Source organism: Streptomyces sp. NPDC006207, assembly GCF_040613835.1.
Classification (GTDB): domain Bacteria; phylum Actinomycetota; class Actinomycetes; order Streptomycetales; family Streptomycetaceae; genus Actinacidiphila.
Map to the genome: position 1 here is coordinate 44,595 of NZ_JBEXSX010000032.1, position 18,857 is coordinate 63,451.

The 18,857-nt window shown below is 72.8% G+C and carries 20 protein-coding genes and 1 tRNA gene; 14 read left to right on the forward strand and 7 right to left on the reverse strand.

Annotation, left to right across the window (positions count from 1 at the left end):
* Nucleotides 1-4: 4 nt before the first annotated feature.
* Nucleotides 5-955 carry a hypothetical protein gene (locus ABZ312_RS24775; RefSeq protein WP_500331326.1) on the forward strand — a complete coding sequence of 317 codons (951 nt, stop codon included), beginning with the start codon at nt 5-7 and terminating at the stop codon, nt 953-955.
* On the opposite strand, the gene ABZ312_RS24780 is transcribed toward ABZ312_RS24775, so the two are convergent.
* Nucleotides 939-2,345 (reverse strand): hypothetical protein, encoded by a 1,407-nt coding sequence (locus tag ABZ312_RS24780; protein ID WP_500438822.1) that lies wholly within the window; start codon nt 2,343-2,345, stop codon nt 939-941. The two genes, ABZ312_RS24775 and ABZ312_RS24780, sit on opposite strands and share 17 nt — an antisense overlap.
* Before the next feature lie 186 nt (nt 2,346-2,531).
* The gene (locus tag ABZ312_RS24785; protein WP_499512058.1) at nt 2,532-3,311 is read right to left on the reverse strand and encodes an HAD-IIA family hydrolase; all 780 of its coding nucleotides are present in this window, start codon (nt 3,309-3,311) and stop codon (nt 2,532-2,534) included.
* A 191-nt stretch (nt 3,312-3,502) separates the two neighbouring features.
* Here ABZ312_RS24785 and ABZ312_RS24790 point away from each other — a divergent pair, with 191 nt between their 5' ends.
* Together ABZ312_RS24790 and ABZ312_RS24795 are read left to right on the forward strand one after the other, a co-directional pair.
* The gene (locus ABZ312_RS24790) at nt 3,503-4,510 is read left to right on the forward strand and encodes a hypothetical protein (protein WP_500438823.1); all 1,008 of its coding nucleotides are present in this window, start codon (nt 3,503-3,505) and stop codon (nt 4,508-4,510) included.
* 4 nt (nt 4,511-4,514) lie between these two features.
* The gene (locus tag ABZ312_RS24795; RefSeq protein ID WP_500360375.1) at nt 4,515-5,162 is read left to right on the forward strand and encodes a class F sortase; all 648 of its coding nucleotides are present in this window, start codon (nt 4,515-4,517) and stop codon (nt 5,160-5,162) included.
* Between the two features lie 22 nt (nt 5,163-5,184).
* Here the strand turns inward: ABZ312_RS24795 and bcp are convergent, their stop codons facing one another.
* Nucleotides 5,185-5,652 (reverse strand): thioredoxin-dependent thiol peroxidase, encoded by a 468-nt coding sequence (gene bcp / locus ABZ312_RS24800; RefSeq protein WP_500331320.1) that lies wholly within the window; start codon nt 5,650-5,652, stop codon nt 5,185-5,187.
* Between the two features lie 100 nt (nt 5,653-5,752).
* On the opposite strand from bcp, the gene ABZ312_RS24805 reads away from it, so the two are divergent.
* The 3 genes from ABZ312_RS24805 to ABZ312_RS24815 all read left to right on the forward strand — a co-directional run bounded on the left by ABZ312_RS24805 (nt 5,753) and on the right by ABZ312_RS24815 (nt 6,846).
* A complete protein-coding gene (locus ABZ312_RS24805; RefSeq protein WP_361801395.1) occupies nt 5,753-6,076 on the forward strand; it encodes a DUF3618 domain-containing protein in 324 nt (107 codons plus the stop codon).
* Between the two features lie 10 nt (nt 6,077-6,086).
* The gene (locus ABZ312_RS24810) at nt 6,087-6,425 is read left to right on the forward strand and encodes a GroES family chaperonin (protein ID WP_026251892.1); all 339 of its coding nucleotides are present in this window, start codon (nt 6,087-6,089) and stop codon (nt 6,423-6,425) included.
* Nucleotides 6,426-6,525: 100 nt separating this feature from the next.
* Complete coding sequence (locus ABZ312_RS24815) at nt 6,526-6,846, forward strand: DMT family transporter (protein ID WP_089225959.1); 321 nt, start codon at nt 6,526-6,528, stop codon at nt 6,844-6,846.
* Between the two features lie 73 nt (nt 6,847-6,919).
* Here ABZ312_RS24815 and ABZ312_RS24820 read toward each other — a convergent pair whose 3' ends face one another.
* The 3 genes from ABZ312_RS24820 to ABZ312_RS24830 all read right to left on the reverse strand — a co-directional run bounded on the left by ABZ312_RS24820 (nt 6,920) and on the right by ABZ312_RS24830 (nt 12,094).
* Nucleotides 6,920-9,151, reverse strand: coding sequence for a transglycosylase domain-containing protein (locus ABZ312_RS24820; protein WP_500438824.1), 2,232 nt, complete (start codon nt 9,149-9,151; stop codon nt 6,920-6,922).
* A gap of 479 nt (nt 9,152-9,630) precedes the next feature.
* Nucleotides 9,631-10,743, reverse strand: coding sequence for an aminotransferase class V-fold PLP-dependent enzyme (locus ABZ312_RS24825; protein ID WP_500438825.1), 1,113 nt, complete (start codon nt 10,741-10,743; stop codon nt 9,631-9,633).
* Between the two features lie 25 nt (nt 10,744-10,768).
* Nucleotides 10,769-12,094: an SGNH/GDSL hydrolase family protein gene (locus tag ABZ312_RS24830; RefSeq protein WP_500438826.1), complete on the reverse strand. Its 1,326-nt coding sequence runs from the start codon at nt 12,092-12,094 to the stop codon at nt 10,769-10,771.
* A gap of 173 nt (nt 12,095-12,267) precedes the next feature.
* Here ABZ312_RS24830 and ABZ312_RS24835 point away from each other — a divergent pair, with 173 nt between their 5' ends.
* From ABZ312_RS24835 to ABZ312_RS24870, 8 genes are all read left to right on the forward strand, one after another.
* The gene (locus ABZ312_RS24835) at nt 12,268-13,575 is read left to right on the forward strand and encodes a DUF445 domain-containing protein (RefSeq protein WP_500438827.1); all 1,308 of its coding nucleotides are present in this window, start codon (nt 12,268-12,270) and stop codon (nt 13,573-13,575) included.
* A gap of 74 nt (nt 13,576-13,649) precedes the next feature.
* Nucleotides 13,650-14,417 (forward strand): class E sortase, encoded by a 768-nt coding sequence (locus ABZ312_RS24840; protein WP_500438828.1) that lies wholly within the window; start codon nt 13,650-13,652, stop codon nt 14,415-14,417.
* Nucleotides 14,418-14,467: 50 nt separating this feature from the next.
* Nucleotides 14,468-14,776: a DUF6412 domain-containing protein gene (locus ABZ312_RS24845; protein ID WP_500331351.1), complete on the forward strand. Its 309-nt coding sequence runs from the start codon at nt 14,468-14,470 to the stop codon at nt 14,774-14,776.
* A 107-nt stretch (nt 14,777-14,883) separates the two neighbouring features.
* Nucleotides 14,884-15,555 (forward strand): YidC/Oxa1 family membrane protein insertase, encoded by a 672-nt coding sequence (locus ABZ312_RS24850; RefSeq protein WP_500331308.1) that lies wholly within the window; start codon nt 14,884-14,886, stop codon nt 15,553-15,555.
* Nucleotides 15,556-15,610: 55 nt separating this feature from the next.
* Entirely contained in the window at nt 15,611-16,468 is an 858-nt protein-coding gene (locus tag ABZ312_RS24855; protein ID WP_500359507.1) for a fumarylacetoacetate hydrolase family protein, read from the forward strand.
* Nucleotides 16,469-16,602: 134 nt separating this feature from the next.
* Nucleotides 16,603-17,235 (forward strand): HNH endonuclease signature motif containing protein, encoded by a 633-nt coding sequence (locus tag ABZ312_RS24860; RefSeq protein ID WP_500438829.1) that lies wholly within the window; start codon nt 16,603-16,605, stop codon nt 17,233-17,235.
* Nucleotides 17,236-18,114 carry an HNH endonuclease signature motif containing protein gene (locus tag ABZ312_RS24865; protein WP_500331303.1) on the forward strand — a complete coding sequence of 293 codons (879 nt, stop codon included), beginning with the start codon at nt 17,236-17,238 and terminating at the stop codon, nt 18,112-18,114. It begins immediately after the preceding gene.
* Nucleotides 18,115-18,125: 11 nt separating this feature from the next.
* A tRNA-Leu gene (locus ABZ312_RS24870) sits at nt 18,126-18,201 on the forward strand.
* A gap of 46 nt (nt 18,202-18,247) precedes the next feature.
* On the opposite strand, the gene rdgB is transcribed toward ABZ312_RS24870, so the two are convergent.
* Nucleotides 18,248-18,856 carry an RdgB/HAM1 family non-canonical purine NTP pyrophosphatase gene (gene rdgB, locus ABZ312_RS24875; RefSeq protein ID WP_500438830.1) on the reverse strand — a complete coding sequence of 203 codons (609 nt, stop codon included), beginning with the start codon at nt 18,854-18,856 and terminating at the stop codon, nt 18,248-18,250.
* Between the last annotated feature and the right edge of the window lies 1 nt (nt 18,857).

The following is an 18,857-nucleotide window of genomic DNA, read 5'->3' on the forward strand; positions in this document are numbered from 1 at the left end:
GCCCATGAGGTGGTGCAGCGCTCTGGCCGTCGCGGCGGCAGCGGTCGTGGCGGCGGCCCCCCAGTCGGCCGCGGAGCCCTTCCCGGTCACCGCCCGGCTGCTGGGCGGCCCCCACACCTACACGGCGGGGGCCGGGCCCGAGGAGTTCCGGGTGGAACTGGAGAACACGTCGAGCGGGCCGCTGCGCGACGTGCACCCGGTCCTCGTCTTCGTCGACCGCGGACGGAAGCTGGCGCCCGATCAGATCCGCCTGGAGTACCGGGTGCCGGCCCCCGTCGCGGGATCGCGGAGCGCACGGGACCGCTCGTGGCGGCCGGTGGCCGTCGAGCGCACGGACAACGACGAGAACATCGCCGTGGTGGGCGGCAAGGACGGGCCGGGCACCACACTGCCGTCGCGCCGCAAGGTGGCGATCGCCCTGCGGCTGCGCTTCACCGCGCCCACGCCCGCCGGGCGTGTCACGGCCTCGGCCACGATCATGGAGCGTCGCGGCACGGACGGCGACTGGGTCGGGGAGTCCGCCGGCTACGACTTCGACGTCGTCCCCCACCGGGACGCCACGGCCGGGCCGCAGTCCCCGCGCCCCGGCCGGCCGGAAGACGAAGGGCAGCCGGACGGCGGCGAAGGCGGGGACGGCGGGGACGGCGGGGAAGGCACCGGACCGGGTGACGGGCCGGGCACGCGCCCGGGCGGGTCCCCGGCACCGGATCCCTCCGTGGGCGCCGGGCCGGGCGCCGGTCCGGGCACCGGACCGGGTACGGGTCCCGGTACGGGATCCGGGCCGGCACCCGTACCCGGCAAGGGCGACGAGACCGCCCCGGGCAGCGCACCGGGCACCCCACCGCGTCTGGCCGCCACGGGCGAACAGCACCGGGCGCCCGCGCTGATGCTCACGGGCGCCGGGGTGCTGCTGGTCATGGGCGGTGCGGCCCTGCGGTTCAGCCGCCGAGGGTGAACCAGGTGCTGCGGGACTTCTGCCACTCGGGGTGGCTGAGGTCCTTGGCCTCCTTGCCGTCCCCGTAGAGGTCGGCGGCGCCGTTGTCGGTCATCAGCTGCGCCCGGGCACCGGCCGCGGTCAGGTCCGGGACGTCCACGATGGCCTCCCAGGCACCCGGGTCGGAGGTGGGCAGGTCGAGCAGCTTGACGGGCGTGCTGCCGGCGTTGCCGTCCCAGGAGTAGAGGGCGTACGGGTCGCTGTTGTCGTCGGCGGCCCAGGAACCGGCCAGGATCAGGTACTGCCCGGCGGCGTTGCGGCGGATGTCACGGACGCTGAGGCCGCCGAGGTCGAGGGTGACCGGGGTGCCGAAGGTGGCGTGGACGGAGGTGTTGGGCCTGCCGCCGACCAGCTTGTCGAGGTTGGTGACCGGCACCAGCAGCGCCTTCCCGCCGGAGGCCGGGGGCACCAGCGGCGCGCGGAAGCCGATGTAGGCGGTGCTGGTCGAGCCGGGGGCGAACTCCATGCCCTCGGCGTTGAAGCCGTCGATGGCCTTGGGTATCTCACCGGAGGCGGCGCCCGCGGCGAAGCCGTAGCGGTTGCCGCCGGCCTTGTCCCAGGCAATCAGGTCGGCGCGCAGGCCCTCGTAGTAGCCGGAGACGGTCAGCTGGGTGTCGGCGCCGCTGCCGGTGACGGTGGTGGCGAAGAGCGTGGAGCGGTCGGCCTTCACCTCGCCGTCCTTGTTGTTGCCCATGGAGCCGGTCCAGTAGATGGTGTCCCCCGCCAGGGTGCCGGCCTCGATGTCGATCTCGGAGGAGGCGCCGGCCTTGGAGCCGATGTCCCAGGTGCGCACGGGGGCGCCGGAGCCGTCGCGCCGGTACAGCCGCAGCACGTTGCTCTCGTCGTCGGCGACGACCATGTAGCCGCCGCCGACGTCCACGGCGGCGGAGGCGTCGCTGGAGCCGGTGGTGTACCGCGTGTCGGCGGCGTGGGTGACGGCGGCGGAGGCGGCGAAGTGCAGCGTCTTGGTGGCGGTCTTGCCGCCGAGGCCGGTCACCTTGACCGTCAGGTCGGCGTAGCCGCGGGCGCGGGGGGCGACCGCCAGGGTGCGGCTGCCGCCCGTGCCCGTGACGGTCACGTCGCCGGTGCCGGCGACCGAGGTCCTGGTGCTGGCGGAGGCGGCGACGGTGAGCGCCGAGGCGTCCGCGCCGCTCTGCGCGACGGTGACCGTGACGGTCGGGTCGGCGGTGGCACCGACCGCGCCGGAGAGGTAGGAGGCGGACAGGGAGATCGTCGGGGTGCCGTACGAGGCGGCGCCCGCCGGGGTGCCGAGGAGCGGCACCATCGTGGCGGCGAGCACGGTGGCGACCGCGCCGGGGACGAGGGTGGCCGTGCGGGTGCGGGACAGCATCGGTGGACGCCCTTCCAAAATCGCTGAGGAAATGCGGGGGAGAGCCTGCTCCGCCGCCCCCAACTCCCGCCGCCCGGCGGATGATCATCCGGTGAACGTCCCGCGGCGCGGCGTCACCGTGCGGCCGCACCGGATCGTGGAGGGTGCCACCGCCCCCGGCCGGTCGCGGCCGGGGGCGCACCGTCGTCAGACGAGGTCGACGAGGTCCGCGATGGAGTCCACGACGGTGGTCGGCCGGTAGGGGAAGCGGTCGATGTCGCCCGCCTTGGTCAGGCCGGTCAGCACCAGGAAGGTCTGCATCCCGGCCTCCAGGCCCGCCAGCACGTCGGTGTCCATGCGGTCGCCGATCATGGCGGAGGTCTCCGAGTGCGCGCCGATGGTGTTGAGGCCGGTGCGCATCATCAGCGGGTTCGGCTTGCCGACGAAGTACGGGTCCTTCCCCGTCGCCTTGGTGATCAGGGCGGCGACCGAGCCGGTGGCGGGCAGCGCCCCCTCGGGCGAGGGCCCGGTGTTGTCGGGGTTGGTGGCGATGAACCGGGACCCCGCGTTGATCAGGCGGATGGCCTTGGTGAGGGCCTCGAAGGAGTAGGTCCGCGTCTCGCCCAGGATCACGAAGTCGGGCTCGTGGTCGGTCAGCACGTAGCCCGCGTCGTGCAGGGCCGTGGTGAGGCCGGCCTCCCCGATCACGTACGCCGTCCCGCCGGGGTGCTGGTCGTCCAGGAAGCGGGCCGTGGCCAGCGCCGAGGTCCAGATGTTCTCGGCCGGCACGTCCAGGCCGATGCGGCTGAGCCGCGCCGCCAGGTCGCGGGGTGTGTAGATCGAGTTGTTCGTCAGGACGAGGAACGGGCGGCCCGAGTCCCGCAGCCGCTTGATAAAGGCGTCCGCGCCGGGCACCGGGATGCCCTCGTGCATCAGGACGCCGTCCATGTCGGTGAGCCAGGATTCGATGGGCTTGCGCGCTGTCATGGCTGCGGACTCTAGTCCGGCCGGGTGACCTGTGCACATGCGCGCGGCGTCCGCCCTTGTCCCCGGTCCGGGCGACCCCCCGACCCGTCCGGACCACCACCGCATGCGAGGGCCCGCGCGGGAAGGGACCTTCGAAACACCGGGGCCGACCAATCCGACGACGTGAGCCCGGTTGAGTGGAGGTTGTGATCATGGGCTCTGTCATGGGAGCCGCCCGCGTTCCCTTGTGCGCCGCCGCGGCGGCGACGCTGATCGCGCTGTGCGGTCCCGCCGCCGTGGCCGACGACGGACCGGACGACTCCAGCGGGACCTCGTTCCAGTTCGGCGGAGGCGGCGGAGGTGGCGGAGGCGGGGGTGACGGGGACCAGGACGGCGGCAGCAACAACCCCCTCCTGCAGTTCGGCAACAAGGGCGACGACGACGGCCAGGACAACGGCCGGCAGAACAACAACAACGACGATGACGATGACGACGACAGCGGGCGCGGCAACGGCGACAACAACAGCGACAACGACCACGAGGACTCAGGCCGCGACAACGGCGGCCGTGACGACTCCGGACGCGACGACTCCGGTCGGGACGACGACGACCGCGGGGACAACGGCTCGGACAACGGCCCCGACAACGACGGCGGCACCGGAGGCACCGGCGGCACCGGGGGCATCGGCGGGACCGGGGGCGTCGGAGGCGTCGGAGGCGTCGGAGGCGTCGGCGGTGTCGGAGGCGTCGGCGGTGTCGGAGGCGTCGGCGGTGTCGGGGGCGTCGGCAGCGGCCCGGTGAAGATCACCCCCGGCACGGCCGGTCCCGGCGGCGACGTCGACGTCCGCACCGACCAGTGCGACCGCGCCAAGACCGGCACCGTCAGCTCCTCCGCGTTCGTCACCCCGGTCACACTCGCCCCGGCCAGCGACGGCGGGATGTACGCCTCCGCCGTGGTCCGATCCGGGCTGACCCCGGGCTCCTACCGGGTCTCCATCACCTGCGACGGCAAGTCCCACGAGGGCACGCTGGAGGTCACCGAGGCCGCCTCCGGCTTCCCGTCCGCTCCTGTCCCCGCGGGCGGCGGCGCCATGGCGGCGCACCCGGCCGCGGCGGAGGAGCAGCAGCCGGCGGGCGTGCCCGGCATCGTGGCGGCCGGGGTCCTGGCCGTGGCAGGGGCCGCGGGACTGGTCGTGCACCGTCGCCGCACCCGGGACTGACCCGGTGCAGGGACGTACTGTCGCGACCCTCGCGACCATCGTGGTGCTCGGCGCGGCGTGGCTGAGGGGATACGTCCACCCGGGCCCACCGGGCTCCGGGTCGGGCGCCCCCGCGACCGCCGCGACCGCGGACGCCGCAGCCGCGGGGCGGCCCGCCCAGGTCTACGCGGCGCACACGCCGCTGTCCCCGGCGCGCCCCCTGCGGATCGACATCCCCACGGCCGGCATCCACGCCAAGCTGGTGGAACGGGGGCTCACCGCCGACGGCGCGGTGGACCCGCCGCCGTTCACCACGCCGAACGTGGCCGGCTGGTACGGGCGCGGTCCCGCCCCCGGGGACGCGGGGGCGGCGCTGATCGTCGGACACGTCGACACCCGCACCAAGGCGGCGGTCTTCTACGCCCTGAGCACCGTCACCCAGGGCGACCTGGTGGAGGTCACCCGCTCGGACGGCTCGGTCGCCGAGTTCGCCGTCGAGGGCGTGGAGATCGTCGACAAGACGGGCTTCCGCCCGGACCGGGTGTACGGCTCGGGGGTCCGCCCCGAGCTGCGGCTGATCACCTGCGGCGGCACCTTCGACCACGCCACCCAGTCCTACTCGGCGAACGTCGTGGTGTACGCGGCGCTGACCGGCTCGCACACCCGGGCGTGACCGGCCCCGGCCCGACGGGGCGTCAGATGCCCAGATCGCGGATGAGCTTGGCGACGTGGCCGGTGGCCTTGACGTTGTACCAGGCGTGCTCGACCTTGCCCTGCTCGTCGACGACGACGGTGGAGCGGATCACCCCGGTCACCACCTTGCCGTACAGCTTCTTCTCGCCGAAGGCGCCGTACGCCTCCAGCACCGACTTGTCGGGGTCGGCGAGCAGGGTGACCTTCAGGGACTCCTTCTCGCGGAACTTGGCCAGCTTCTCCAGCTTGTCGGGCGAGATCCCGATGACGTCGTAGCCGGCGCCCGCGAGCAGGTCGAGGTTGTCGGTGAAGTCGCAGGCCTGCTTGGTGCAACCGGGCGTGAGGGCGGCCGGGTAGAAGTACACGACGACCTTGCGACCCGCGTGGCCGGCGAGGGAGACCTCGTTGCCGTCGGCGTCGGGAAGGGTGAAGGCGGGGGCGGTGTCGCCGGGCTGGAGGCGCTCGCTCATGGTGCAGTTCTCCGATTCGGGGTGCCGACGGGCATCGGCACGGACGGGCTGACAGACTGTCTGCACGGTACCGGTCGACAAGGACGATGGAGGCGGAGCAGTGTCGGATGGCAGGAGTCCTGCTCAGATCGAGGCGGACATCGCCCTCAAGCGGCAGGCGCTCGCCGCGACGCTGGACGAGATCGCGGTGCGGGTGCACCCCAGCACGATCGCGGCGGACGCCAAGGCGAAGGTCGCCTCCGCGGTGGACCGCACCGCGGGCCGTGCGTACGTGGCGGTCAACCGGGGTGTGACCGAGCTGCGGGGCCACTTCGTGGCGGAGGACGGCGCGCCGCGCGTGGAGCGCATCGTGCCGGTCGCGGTGGCGGCGGTGGCGCTGGTCGCCGTGGTGGCCGGGCTCTCACTGCGCCGGCGACGCCGGTAACGTCGTACCTGTGAGTTCGAATACGCATGACAAGCTGCCCATCCGCATGCTGCACGACCGCGTGCTGGTGCGCTCCGACGTCCCCGAGGGTGAGCGGCGCTCCGGCGGCGGCATCCTGATCCCCGCCACGGCGGCCGTCGGCAAGCGGCTCGCCTGGGCCGAGGTCGTCGCGGTGGGACAGAACGTACGGACCGTGGAGGTCGGCGACCGGGTGCTCTTCGACCCGGAGGACCGGGCCGAGGTCGAGGTGCGCGGCACGGCGTACGTGCTGATGCGTGAGCGGGACCTGCACGCGGTGGCGGCGGAGCGGCTGCAGGGCTCGGAGGACTCCACCGGCCTCTACCTCTGATTTGTTATCGTCGTGTTCGTCCCCTGACGAGACGCGCCGTACCAGGGCCCATGCAAAGACGACGCCTTCTGACCCCTTGAGGATCGTGGAGGTGCCCGTCATGGCATGGGTCCTGTTGTGTGCCGCCGGCCTGCTCGAGGTCGGCTGGTCGATCGGCATGAAGTACACCGACGGCTTCACCCGGCTGTGGCCCAGCGTCGGCACGGGGCTCGGCATCGTGGCGAGCATGCTGCTGCTGTCGTACGCGGCGAGGACGCTGCCGATCGGCACCGCCTACGGGGTGTGGGTCGGGATCGGGGCAGCCGGCGCGGCGGTGCTCGGCATCGTCGTGCTGGGTGAGCCGGCGACCGCCGCCCGGATCTTCTTCATCTGCCTGCTGCTGGTGTCCGTGGTCGGCCTGAAGGCGACCTCGGGGCACTGACCTGCGCTGACCAGGCCGCACCGGGCCACGCCGGGCGCCGCCGGGGGAACCCCGGCGGCGCCCGGCCCCGTGTCTACGGGAAGTCGTCCCCGCCGCCGGGGTCGCCGTCCAGGCCGCCGATGGGCAGTCCGCCGCCCTCGGTGCCGCCGTCCTCGCCGGGGCTGGCCGGGCCGCTGGGCTCGGTCGGCGCCTCGCTGGTGGGCGGTTCCTCCGTGCCGGGCGGCTCGGAGGACTCCGGCGGGGCCGAGGTCGTCGGCGGGGCCGAAGTGGTGGGCGGGGCGGAGGTGGCCGGCGGGGCGGAGGTCGGCGGGGCCTGGGCACCGGGCTCCAGCCGCAGCTTGAAGTTCTTCGCCGGCTTACCCTCCAGCGCGTCGGCCGTGTACTGGGCCCAGATCTGCGTGGGGTAGCCGCCGCCGTTGACCCGGGGCAGTCCCGTGACGTTGTAGAGCTTCTTCTGGGCGCCGGTCTGGGAGTCCTGGCCCATCACGGCGACGACGGTGGCCAGGTCCGGGGTGTAGCCGGCGAACCAGGCGGCCCTGTCCTCCTCCGCCGTGCCGGTCTTGCCCGCGGCGGGCCGGCCCGCGGCCTGCGCCGCGGTGGCGGTGCCGCCCCGGACCACCGAACGCAGGATGGAGGTCGTGGTGTCCGCGGCCTCGCGGTGGACGGCCTGGGTGGGCCGGCGCGCGGGCAGCTGCACGTCGTGCCCGTTCTTGGTGATCTTCACCACCATGGTGTACGGGACGTAGCGGCCGTGGTTGGCGAGCGTCGCGTACGTCTGCGCCATGTCCAGCGGGCTCGCCGTCATCGTGCCGAGCGCCATCGCCGGGGTGGTCACCAGCTTCACCTTCTCCGGCATGCCCAGCGCCCGCACCGTGTCGTTGACCTTGCCCGGGCCGACGTCCTGCGCCATCTGGGCGTAGACCGAGTTCACGGACTTGTCCATGGCGTTGGTGACCGTGATCGACCCGTACGAGACGCCGTCCTCGTTGCCCGGGGCGTAACCGGTGGGGCCGTCGGGACCGATGACCTCGCGCTTGTTCCGGCCGTCGTAGACGGTGTAGGGGGTGATGCGCCGGCCGCTCTGGGTGGTGGAGTCGTTCTGGACGGCGGAGGCGAAGATGAACGGCTTGAAGGTGGAGCCCACCTGGTAGTCCGTGCGGGTCGCGTTGTTGACGAACTGCTTGGTGTAGTCGACGCCGCCGTACATCGCGACGACCTTGCCCGTGGCCGGGTCGATGGACGCGCCGCCGACCCGCACGAACTTGTCCACCGGGTGCTTCTTCGGGTCCAGCTTGTCCAGGAGTTGCTCCTCGGCCGCCTTGACGAAGGCCTTCTCCTTCTTGCGGTCGATGGTGGTGGTGATCCGGTAACCGCCGGAGCGCAAGGTCTCCTCGTCCAGGATCCCGGCCCCGTACAGGTAGTCCTTGACGGCCTCGACCAGGTAGCCGCGCTGGCCGGACATCCCGGTGGCGGCCTTGGCCTTCTGCGGCGTCGGGAACTTCAGCCCGGCGCGCTCGCCCTCGCTCAGCCAGCCCTCCTTGACCATGCCGTCCAGCACGTAGTCCCAGCGCGCCTGAGCCTTGGCCTTGTTCTCCGGGTGGGCCACGATGTCGTACTCGCTGGGCGCGTTGAGCAGGGTCGCCAGGTACGCGCCCTCGGCGGCGTCGAGTTCGTCCGCGTCCTTGCCGAAGTAGGCCTGGGCGGCGGCCTGGATGCCGTAGGCGTTGCGGCCGTAGTAGCTGGTGTTGAGGTAGCCCTCGAGGATCTCCTCCTTGGTCTTCTCGCGGTCCAGCTTGATCGCGATGAAGAACTCCTTGGCCTTGCGGACCGCCGTCTGCTCCTGGTTGAGGTAGTAGTTCTTGACGTACTGCTGGGTGATGGTCGAACCCGACTGCTTGCCCTTGCCGGTGACGGTGTTCCACGCCGCGCGCAGCATCGCCTTCGGACTGATCGCGGACTCGTGGTAGAAGTTGCGGTCCTCGGCGGCCAGCGTGGCGTGCTGGGCGACCTCGGACACCTGGTCCAGGCCCACGTTCTCGCGGTTGACCGCACCGTCCCGGGCGAGCTGGGTGCCGTCGGAGTACAGGTAGACGTTGCTCTGCGCGACCGCACCCGCGTTCGCCTTGGGGATGTCGACCAGCTGGTAGCCGATGATGAACGCCCCCGCGCACGCCAGCACGACCAACAGGAACGCGCCGAGCACCGCGCGCCAGCTCGGGATCAGTCTGCGGGCACCGGTGCGCTTCGGCTTCTTGCCGGAAGGCCGGTTCTCCCAGCCGCCGGGGGAAGCGTTGCTGCTGCTCATGTCTGTACTGACTCCTCCGCGGCCGCCGAGGGTTGTGCCGCCGGCGGAACATCTTGGGTCAATCGTGCCGTACGGCCCGCCGGACACTCTCCCACCATCTGGACAAATGGGGTCATCGCGGCGCATCCGTGACAAGCCTGTGACAGGCCGAAAGCGTGACGCCCACCACCCCGGCGGGTGAAAACTCCGCGGCACCCGGCGGTCACCGCGCGTAAGACCGGGCGCTTGCGCGCCAACGGGTGGAGCCGTTCCCCGCACCGGGAGGAGGGACCACGCTCCTGTGCGCGACCGTGGCGGCGGACGGCTTCCGGCGCCACGCCACCTACCGCGTGGCCCCCGCGGCCGGCGTCCTCACCGACACCGCCTTCGGCTCCATCACCGCATACACCTAGCTCGCCCTCCGGCACGAACGCCCCACGAGGGGGGCTACGCCCCGTCCATGACGTTGACGTACGTCCGCACCGGCCAGGCGCGGCCGGTCAGCGCAGCGAGGCCAGCGCGGCGCGTACACGCTCCACGGCGCCCGTCGTGGTCGACGCGTGGGCCGACAGCCGGACGGAGTCCGCCCGCACCGAAGGGGTGACCCCGTGCGCGTGCAGCGCCTTGGCGATCTGGTCCGGGTCCACGTCCGGCAGCGCGAAGGACACGATGCCCGCCCGCTCGGCGCGGGCCACCGGGGACAGCACCTGCCCGCCGGCCGAGCGGACCACGTCGATCAGCTCGTCGACCCGGCGCGCGACGTGCGCCTCGACGGCGGCCACCCCCACACCCTCGACGAGCTCCAGCGCCGCCGCGAAGGCCGCGGCCGTCACCGGGCTCAGATTGGTGATGCTCCAGCGCAGCGCGTCCGGCGCGACCGGGTGCTCGGTGTCGTCGAAGACGGCGACGTCCTCGACCCCGGTCCATCCCGTCAGCGTGGGCTCAAGCCGCTCCAGGGCCCGGTCCGACAGCGCCGCGAACCCGGTCGCCCAGCTGGCCCGCAGCCACTTCTGGCCGCCCGCCACGACCACGTCCGCCGCCTGCCACGGCTGCTCGACGACGCCGAACGCCTGCATCGCGTCCACCACGAGCAGCCGGTCGCCGATCACCTCGCGCAGCGCCGCGAGGTCGGCCCGGTAGCCGGTGCGGAAGTCCACGGCGCTGATCGAGACCGCCACCACGTCGTCCGTCAGCGCCTCGCGCACCGCGTCCGGGGTCGGCGCGCCGTCCAGCCAGCGCGGCACCGCCCGGCCGAGGGCGGCCGTGCGCCGCCACGGGTAGTGGTTGGCCGGGAAGTCGGCCGAGGGCACCAGGACGGTGCCGCCGGGCACGCCGAAGGCGGCGTGGAAGATCCCGGTGGAGGCGTTGGGCAGCAGCGCCACGTGCCCGGTGTCCGTACCCGCCAGACGGGCCGCCGCGGCCCGGGCGCGCGGCTCGGCCCGCATCAGGTCGTTGACGGTGGCGTGGTCGGCCTCAGCGGAGGCCGCCAGCGCGGCCGCCGTGGCGTCGAGGACGTCCCGCGAGGGCGGACCGTAGCGGGCGAAGTCCAGGTAGCCCTCGGGCTCGCTGAAGTGCTCCGCGTAACCGGGCAGACCGCCCGTGTGCTCCGTCATGGGTGTCGCCGTCCGTCCGTACTCGTCACACCTTGGCCGCCGCGCCGCCCTTGAGCAGCGACAACTCCACAGTTTCCGCCATGCGCAGGTAGCCGGCGTCACTGGGGTGCAGATGGTCGCCGGAGTCGTAGGCGGGCAGCAGCGCGGAGGGGCGGCCGGGGTCGCGCAGCGCCCGGTCGAAGTCGATCACCTCGTCGAAGACCGTGCCCGCCCGGATCGCGGCGTTCACCTGCTGCCGCACCGCCTCGGTGTGCGTGTTGGAGCCGGGGTGGCCGCCGCACGGGGTCAGCGTGGCACCCAGCACCCGCAGCCCGCGCTCACGACCGCGCGCCACGATCTCCCGCAGCCCGGAGAGGATCTCCTGCGCGCCGGTCCGCTGCGGCGGTCGCATGACGTCGTTGATGCCCAGCTCGACGACGAGCGTGCGGACGCCGGCCTGGGAGAGCGCGTCACGGTCGAGGCGGCTCAGGCCGCTGGGATTGCCGCCGTTCTCGCCGTCGCGCAGCACCCGGTTGCCGCTGATCCCCTGGTTGAGGACGCCCAGCCGCAGCCCCCGGTCCCCCGAGCCGCGCAGCCGCGTCGCCAGGCGGTCCGGCCAGCGGTGGTTCGCGCCGGAGGTGGAGGTGATGCCGTCGGTGATCGAGTCGCCGAACAGCACCACCGACCCGGCCGCCTGCCGCGTGAAGACGTCGACCCCCGTGACGTAGCGCCAGTAGGGGGTCAAGGTGGTGTACCCGGAACCGTCGGTCCGCGCGGTGCGCTCACCGGCCGCCATGAACGAGGTCTGCTGCGCCCGCGGGTGGTACGTCACCGGGCCCGAGGCCTTCGGCGTGTACGTCGTGACGAGCAGGTCCGTCGCGTGCGGCACGGCCAGTTGGACGGGATCGCTGACGACCTCACCGCCCGCGGGGATCCGCACCGACGTCCGCCCGCCGAAGGTCAGCGACCGCATCGTGCCGTCCGCCGCCGCCGGCGACCCCGGGTCCGCCGCGACGGCGACCGTCGCCCGGCCGATCAGCAGGGACGACCGGCCGAAGAGGTTGGAGAGGTGGACGCGCGCCGAGGTGCCGCCGACACTGGTGTGCACGACGTTGCGGATCGACCACCCGGCGTAGCCGTCCGGCCTGTTCGGCTCGCCCCCGACGGGAGACGTCGACCAGGTGCCCACCCACGCACCCGACGCCGCGGGCGCGGCCTGGTTGGGGACACCCGGGAGTCCGGCCCCCACCGTGTCCTGCCCGGAGCGGCCGGAGCCGTCGGCGCGGCTGACGGTGACGAAGATCGCGGCGGAGATGACCGCGACCAGCGCGACAATTCCGGCGAGCAGTGCATAACCCGTCGATCTGGCCATGCGGTGCTTCACTCCTGGGATCAAAGGGCGGGAAACCGGCGCGATCCGCTGCCGCCATGATCCCATGGAGACGTCGGGCCTGCCCGTCTGCATTGTCGGACGCCGGGAACTCGTTGTTCGTTCCACTCGAAGAGTGTGGTGTGGACGATACGCGGAAGGAGTGGATACGACGGATGGAAACGGCCCCGGTGACCGGATCGGACCAAGACCCGACTCCGGCGTTCTCATACAGCCCCGCCGACGAGGGCCGGCGGCGGGGCGTACGACGCATGAAGGTGATCGCCACCGGCCTGCTGCTGGTGGCCACCGCGGTCTACGCGCTGGCCAAGTGGGCCGAGTCGGCGGGAGCCGGCGGATGGTCCGGCTACGTCGCGGCCGCCGCCGAGGCCGGCATGGTCGGTGCCCTCGCCGACTGGTTCGCGGTGACCGCGCTCTTCCGCAGGCCGCTCGGCCTGCCCATCCCGCACACCGCGATCATCCCCACCAAGAAGGACGCGCTCGGCCGCACCCTCGGCGACTTCGTGGGCGAGAACTTCCTGTCCCCGCAGGTCGTCCGCACCCGGCTGCGCAAGGTCGGCATCGCCCGGCGGCTCGGCGCCTGGCTGGAACACCCCGAACACGCCGACCGCGTCACCGAGCAGGGAGCCGCGGCGCTGCGCGGCGCCCTGACCGTGCTGCGCGACTCCGACGTCCAGGCGGTGGTCGGCGAGGCCATCACCCGGCGCGCGGACGCCCAGGAGATCGCCCCGGGGATAGGGAAGATGCTGGAGCGCGTCGTCGCCGACGGCGGGCACCGGCGGGTGGTCGACCTGGTCTGCGTCCGGGCGCACGACTGGCTGGTCGAGCACTCCGACTCGGTGATGCACGCCGTCCAGGAGGGCGCCCCCGGCTGGACACCGCGCTTCGTGGACCGCCGCGTCGGTGAACGCGTCTACAAGGAACTCGTGCGCTTCACCGCCGAGATGCGGGACATGCCCGAGCACCCCGCCCGCGGCGCCATCGACCGCTTCCTGGCCGACTTCGCCCTCGAGCTGCAGTCCGACCCGGACACCCGGGCCCGCGTCGAACGGCTCAAGAAGGACCTGATCGCCCGCAACGAGGTCCAGGAACTCATCGAGTCCGCGTGGGGCTCGGTCCGCGGCATGATCGTCGCCGCCGCCGAGGACGAGCGCAGCGAGCTGCGGCTGCGGGCCCGTGCCTCACTGCTGTCGCTGGGGGCGCGGATGACCGAGGACCCCCGGCTGACCGCCAAGATCGACGGCTGGCTGGAGGACGCCGCCACGTACGTGGTCACCACCTACCGCGACGAGATCACCGCGCTGATCACCGACACCATCGCCGGCTGGGACCCCGAGCAGACCACCCGCAAGATCGAGGCCAACGTCGGGCGCGACCTGCAGTTCATCCGGATCAACGGCACCGTCGTGGGCGCCCTGGCGGGCCTGGCCATCTACAGCGTGTCCCGGCTCCTGGCCGGGTGAGGGAGCCCGCGGGCGGGGCAGCGGGCCCAGCCGCGACCCTGGGAATCTGACGCTGCGTCATCTACCGTGCCCGCATGCCCACCCGCGCCCACGCCCACGCCCCGCTGCGCTGGCAGGGACGCGCGCTGTGGGGCGCCGGCGAAGCCGCCCTCACCCTCGGCGCCGTCCTCCTGCTGCTCGTCGCCCATCAACTGTGGTGGACCAACCTGCGGGCGCAATCCGCCGCCGCACACCGGGTGACCGCCCTGGAACGACAGTGGGACGACGCCGACACCTCCGATACATCGGAGGAATCCACGGCCGCCGTCGCCGCCGGTACCGCACCCACAAACCGCTCCCAGGCCAACGGCACCACCACCCGCACCGGGAACGCCACCGCCGGCCCACGCCCCTCCCAGGCCTACGCCGTGCTCCGCATCCCCCGCATCGGCGTCACCGCCCCCATCGCCGAAGGCATCAGCCGCGCCAAGGTCCTCAACCACGGATACGCCGGCCACTACCCGCACACCGCCGGCCCCGGACAGCCCGGCAACTTCGCCCTCGCCGGCCACCGCAACACCCACGGCGAACCCTTCCGCCGCATCGACCGGCTCCGCCCCGGCGACACCCTCCTCGTCGAGACCGCCACCACCCGCTACACCTACGTCGTCCAGCAGACCGTCCCCCGCACCACCCCCTCCGACGGCACCGTCATCGCCCCCGTCCCCCACAGCACCGTCCACCCCCGCCGGCACATGACCGGACCCGGCCGCTACATCACCCTCACCACCTGCACCCCCGAGTTCACCTCCACCCACCGCCTCGTCGTCTGGGGCGGACTCGCCGCCGCGGAACCACGCTGACCCCCCGTTCGTCATCCCCTGCGAAACGAACGGAAGGAGCAGCCCACGTGATCCGCAGGACCGCCGCGGCCGCACGCCTGCACGGCGCCGCACTCCTGCTCCTCCTCACCGCACTGCTGCTCACCCACACCGGCCTCACCACCGCCGTCGCCGCCGCCGCGACCACCGCCGCCGTCGCCCTCCTGCTCGGCAGCGCCCTCCGCCTCACGGCCACGGCACCACCCGTACCCCGCGGACGCGTCCGCACCGCGCTGCGCGACCGGCAACGCCGCACCGCCTTCCTCCCCCAGCGCGACCCCGACGCCTCCGGCCGCCCACGCCCCAGGGCCCCCGGCCGCCCCCTCCCGACGGCCGCCTAGGGGCAACGCCACCGCCACCGCACCCCGGCACCCGCTGCCCCACCGCGCCCCGTCACGCCGCGCCCACCCCCACCGGCACGACGACACCCGCGGAGGGTCCCACCCCCATGTCCGTGTTCACGCACCTCCTGCTCACCCTCACCCACGCCCTCACCCCCCTCACCGGACCCGCCGCCGCGCCAGCCGCCGCGATCGTCCTGTTCACCGTCCTCGTCAGGCTCGCCCTCCACCCGCTCGCCCGCGCCGCCGCCCGCGGCGAGAAGACCCGCGCCGCCCTCGCCCCGCGCGTCGCCGAACTGCGCCGCAAGCACGGGCGCGACCCGCAGAAACTCCAGCGCGCACTGACCGACCTCTACGCGGACGAGGGCTCCTCCCCCTTCGCCGGCATGCTCCCCACGCTCCTCCAACTCCCCGCCTTCTTCGTGCTCTACCAGGCCTCCTCCGCCGCCCGGATCGGCGACGAGCGCGCCGGAGCCCTCCACGTCGCGATCCTCGTCGTGGTCGCCGCCGTCGCCTTCTGGTCCTACCGCCGCGCCCGCAAGGCCGCCCCCGACGCCCAGGGCCTCGCCAAGCACCTGCCGCTGCTCTCCTTCGGCACCCTCGTCACCGCCGCGATCGTCCCCCCGGCCGCCGGGCTCTACATCGCCACCTCGACCGCCTGGACCGCCGCCGAACGCGCCTGGCTGCACCGTCCACACCATGGTCAAGGGGTTGCGGACGCCACCCCCGCCGCTGGAGGATCAACCAAGACCTCCGATGACCGCCCCCATCGGACATGACCCCGGACATGACCTCGGCCACGACCACCACCCCCGACCACACCCGGAGAGTCTTGTGAAGCTGCTGCGAGTCGGCCCCGCCGGAGCCGAACGCCCGGCCCTGCTCGACCAGGACGGCACCCTGCGCGACCTGTCCTCCCTCACCCCCGACATCGACGGCCCCCTGCTCGCCGACGCGGACGCCCTCGCCCGCATCCGCACCGCGGCCGCCGACGGCACCCTCCCCGCCCTCGACCCCGAGGACCTGCGCGTCGGCCCCCCGCTCAGCCGCATCGGCAAGATCGTCTGCATCGGCCTCAACTACCACGACCACGCCCGCGAGACCGGCGCCGCCGTCCCCGACGAGCCCATCCTGTTCATGAAGGCCCCCGACACCGTCGTCGGCCCCGACGACACCGTCCTCGTCCCCCGCGGCAGCCTCAAGACCGACTGGGAGGTCGAACTCGCCGTCGTCATCGGCCGCGAACTGCGCTACGCGGCCGACGGGACCGAGGCCCTCGCCGCCGTCGCGGGCTACGCCGTCGCCCACGACGTCTCCGAACGCGCCTTCCAGATCGAACGCGGCGGCCAGTGGGACAAGGGCAAGAACTGCGAGACCTTCAACCCCCTCGGCCCCTGGCTCGTCACCGCCGACGAGATCCCCGACCCCCAGGCCCTGGGCCTGCGGCTGTGGGTCAACGGCGACCTCAAGCAGGACGGCAGCACCGCCGACCAGATCTTCCCGGTCGCCGAAGTCGTCCGCTACGTCAGCCAGTTCATGACCCTCTACCCCGGCGACGTCATCAACACCGGCACCCCTGCCGGCGTCGCCCTCGGCCGCCCCGAGCCCAAGCCCTACCTCCGGGCCGGCGACGTCGTCGAGCTCGAGATCGAAGGCCTCGGCCACCAGCGCCAGGTCCTCAAGGACGCGTAGCCCAACCTCCCCCGCCGAAGGGCGCCCGGTGTGTCGTTCCGGGCGCCCTTCGGCGTATCCCGGTCGGCGTAACCGTCGTACGAACGGGTCGTTAAAACGTGCGAAAGTGCAACACACGATCGCATGGGGGATATGTGACTGCGAGATACACACGCGAACTCCTCGAAGAGGCCGCCGCCCAATGCAGGTCGCTCTCCGACGTGATCACCAGGCTCGGGGGAACGCCCACCAACGGCAGCCGCGCCTACCTGCGCAAGCTCATCAGCGCCTGGGACGTCGACTGCTCGCACTTCGAGCCCGAGGGAATCCGCCACACCGAACGCCGGTTGCGCGCCATCGTTGGCGAGTCGACCAGCATCGCCGAGGTCGTGAGACGCCTGGGCGTCAGTCCGGTCGGCGGCAATCAGGCGCACATCGGGCGCCGCATCGCGCGGTTGGGAATCGACACCTCACATTTCACGCCGAACAGCGGTGCCCGCCGCCCGAGGCGGTCACTGAGCGACCGACTGGTACTCGGCACACCGAACGACGGGCGGATCCAGAGCGACCGTCTGCGCAGACACCTGCTCCGCCAAGGGCTCAAGGACCTGTGCGCTATGTGCGGCACCGGACCGGTGTGGAACGGTGCGCCACTGCGCCTGGAGGTCGACCACATCAACGGGGACTGGTGGGACAACCGGCCTGAGAACCTGCGGTTGCTCTGCCCGAACTGCCACGCGGCCACCGACACTTACCGGGGCCGCAAGCGCCGTGGGGCGGTGCGCTAGATGTCCCGTCTCTACGACAGTCCGGGCTACACCCGCACCTCGCTCACGGCCTGCGCTGCCCGGTCCCGCAGTCTCGTGGACATGCTCACGCGCCTCGGCCAACCCCTCGGCAGCGGCCCGCTGGGTTACCTGAAGGAGCGACTCCGGCACTACGGCATCGACACGGAACACTTCGTCGACGAAGCGCTGCCCAGCAGACCAGCCCGCAGGTACACGAGGTCGGTCCTGGAGGATGCCGCGGCCCGCTGCCGGTCCATCCGCGAAATCCTGGAACACCTTGACGTGCCTCCGTACGACAGTGCCTACCGGCACATCGAGCGCCGACTCGCCCACTTCGGGATCGACACCTCCCATTTCGCGCGACCGGTCGCCAAGGAACAACGGCCCATCGACGTGCACCGGCTGTGTGCGGCCGTCGCCGGGTCGACGAGCCTCGCGGGCGTCGTTCGCCTCCTGGACCTGCCGGACAACGGGACGACCAGGAGGCGGCTCAAGAGCCTCATCTCGGAGCGGGGGCTGTCGACGGCGCACTTCACGGGTCAGGCGCACGCTCGCGGCGTCCCCTCCACGCGCCGCAAATCGGCAAAGCAGATCCTGCGGCTGCTCGCCCCCGGCAGCCCGCGTACCGGTCGGCGCATGCTGCACCGCGCGCTCCAGGAGAAGGGCGTGCCCTATGAATGCGGTGCCTGCGGCACGGGCCCGGCATGGCAGGGGCTGACGATCACGCTCGAGATCGATCACGTCAACGGCGACCGACTGGACAACCGGATCGGCAACCTCCGATATCTGTGCCCCTCGTGCCACAGCCAGACCGCCGGCTTCGCGGGCCGCGCAGTCTCCGGCACCGTACCCGCGCAGGTGGGCTCCCCCACCAAGTAGAGTGGCGCCGCGGGCCCGTATCCCAGCTGGCCAAGAGGACGCCGGTTTAGATCCGGTGTGTCGTGGGTTCGAGTCCCACCGGGCCCACCGCCGGGGGCGCGGCATCTCCAAGATGCCGCGCCCCTTCGTCATGTCACCCCACCAGGTCCCGCACCACCGGCACCAGGCCCCGGAAGGCCAGGCCGCGGTGGCTGATGGCGTTCTTCTCCTCCGCGGTGAGTTCGGCGCAGGTCCGGGACTCGCCGAGCGGCTGGAGGATCGGGTCGTAGCCGAAGCCGTTCGCGCCGTGGGGCTCGAAGCGCAGCGTGCCGAGGAGGCGGCCCTCGACGACGCGTTCGGTGCCGTCGGGGAGGGCGAGGGCGGCGGCGCACATGAAGTGGGCGGCGCGGTGGGGGGTGTCGATGTCGGAGAGCTGGGCGAGGAGGAGTTCGAGGTTGGCGCGGTCGTCGCCGTGCTTGCCGGCCCAGCGGGCGGAGAAGATGCCGGGGGCGCCGCCGAGGACGTCGACGCAGAGGCCGGAGTCGTCGGCGACGGCGGGGAGGCCGGTGGCCTGGGCGAGGGCGTGGGCCTTGAGGAGGGCGTTCTCGGCGAAGGTGACGCCGGTTTCGCGGACGTCGGGGATCTCGGGGTAGGCGTCGGCGCCGACGAGCTCCACGCCGAGTCCGGCGTCGGCCAGGATGGCGTGGAGTTCGGCGACCTTGTGGGCGTTGCGGGTGGCGAGGACCAGGCGGGTGTGCGGCATG

What these genes read in the sequence shown, in the direction of transcription:
- ABZ312_RS24775 (WP_500331326.1), top strand. Translation starts at nt 5, where the DNA reads ATGAGGTGGTGCAGCGCTCTGGCCGTCGCGGCGGCAGCGGTCGTGGCG.
- ABZ312_RS24780 (WP_500438822.1), bottom strand. Translation starts at nt 2,345, where the DNA reads ATGCTGTCCCGCACCCGCACGGCCACCCTCGTCCCCGGCGCGGTCGCC.
- ABZ312_RS24785 (WP_499512058.1), bottom strand. Translation starts at nt 3,311, where the DNA reads ATGACAGCGCGCAAGCCCATCGAATCCTGGCTCACCGACATGGACGGC.
- ABZ312_RS24790 (WP_500438823.1), top strand. Translation starts at nt 3,503, where the DNA reads ATGGGCTCTGTCATGGGAGCCGCCCGCGTTCCCTTGTGCGCCGCCGCG.
- bcp (WP_500331320.1), bottom strand. Translation starts at nt 5,652, where the DNA reads ATGAGCGAGCGCCTCCAGCCCGGCGACACCGCCCCCGCCTTCACCCTT.
- ABZ312_RS24815 (WP_089225959.1), top strand. Translation starts at nt 6,526, where the DNA reads ATGGCATGGGTCCTGTTGTGTGCCGCCGGCCTGCTCGAGGTCGGCTGG.
- ABZ312_RS24820 (WP_500438824.1), bottom strand. Translation starts at nt 9,151, where the DNA reads ATGAGCAGCAGCAACGCTTCCCCCGGCGGCTGGGAGAACCGGCCTTCC.
- ABZ312_RS24825 (WP_500438825.1), bottom strand. Translation starts at nt 10,743, where the DNA reads ATGACGGAGCACACGGGCGGTCTGCCCGGTTACGCGGAGCACTTCAGC.
- ABZ312_RS24830 (WP_500438826.1), bottom strand. Translation starts at nt 12,094, where the DNA reads ATGGCCAGATCGACGGGTTATGCACTGCTCGCCGGAATTGTCGCGCTG.
- ABZ312_RS24835 (WP_500438827.1), top strand. Translation starts at nt 12,268, where the DNA reads ATGGAAACGGCCCCGGTGACCGGATCGGACCAAGACCCGACTCCGGCG.
- ABZ312_RS24840 (WP_500438828.1), top strand. Translation starts at nt 13,650, where the DNA reads ATGCCCACCCGCGCCCACGCCCACGCCCCGCTGCGCTGGCAGGGACGC.
- ABZ312_RS24850 (WP_500331308.1), top strand. Translation starts at nt 14,884, where the DNA reads ATGTCCGTGTTCACGCACCTCCTGCTCACCCTCACCCACGCCCTCACC.
- ABZ312_RS24865 (WP_500331303.1), top strand. Translation starts at nt 17,236, where the DNA reads ATGTCCCGTCTCTACGACAGTCCGGGCTACACCCGCACCTCGCTCACG.
- rdgB (WP_500438830.1), bottom strand. Translation starts at nt 18,856, where the DNA reads ATGCCGCACACCCGCCTGGTCCTCGCCACCCGCAACGCCCACAAGGTC.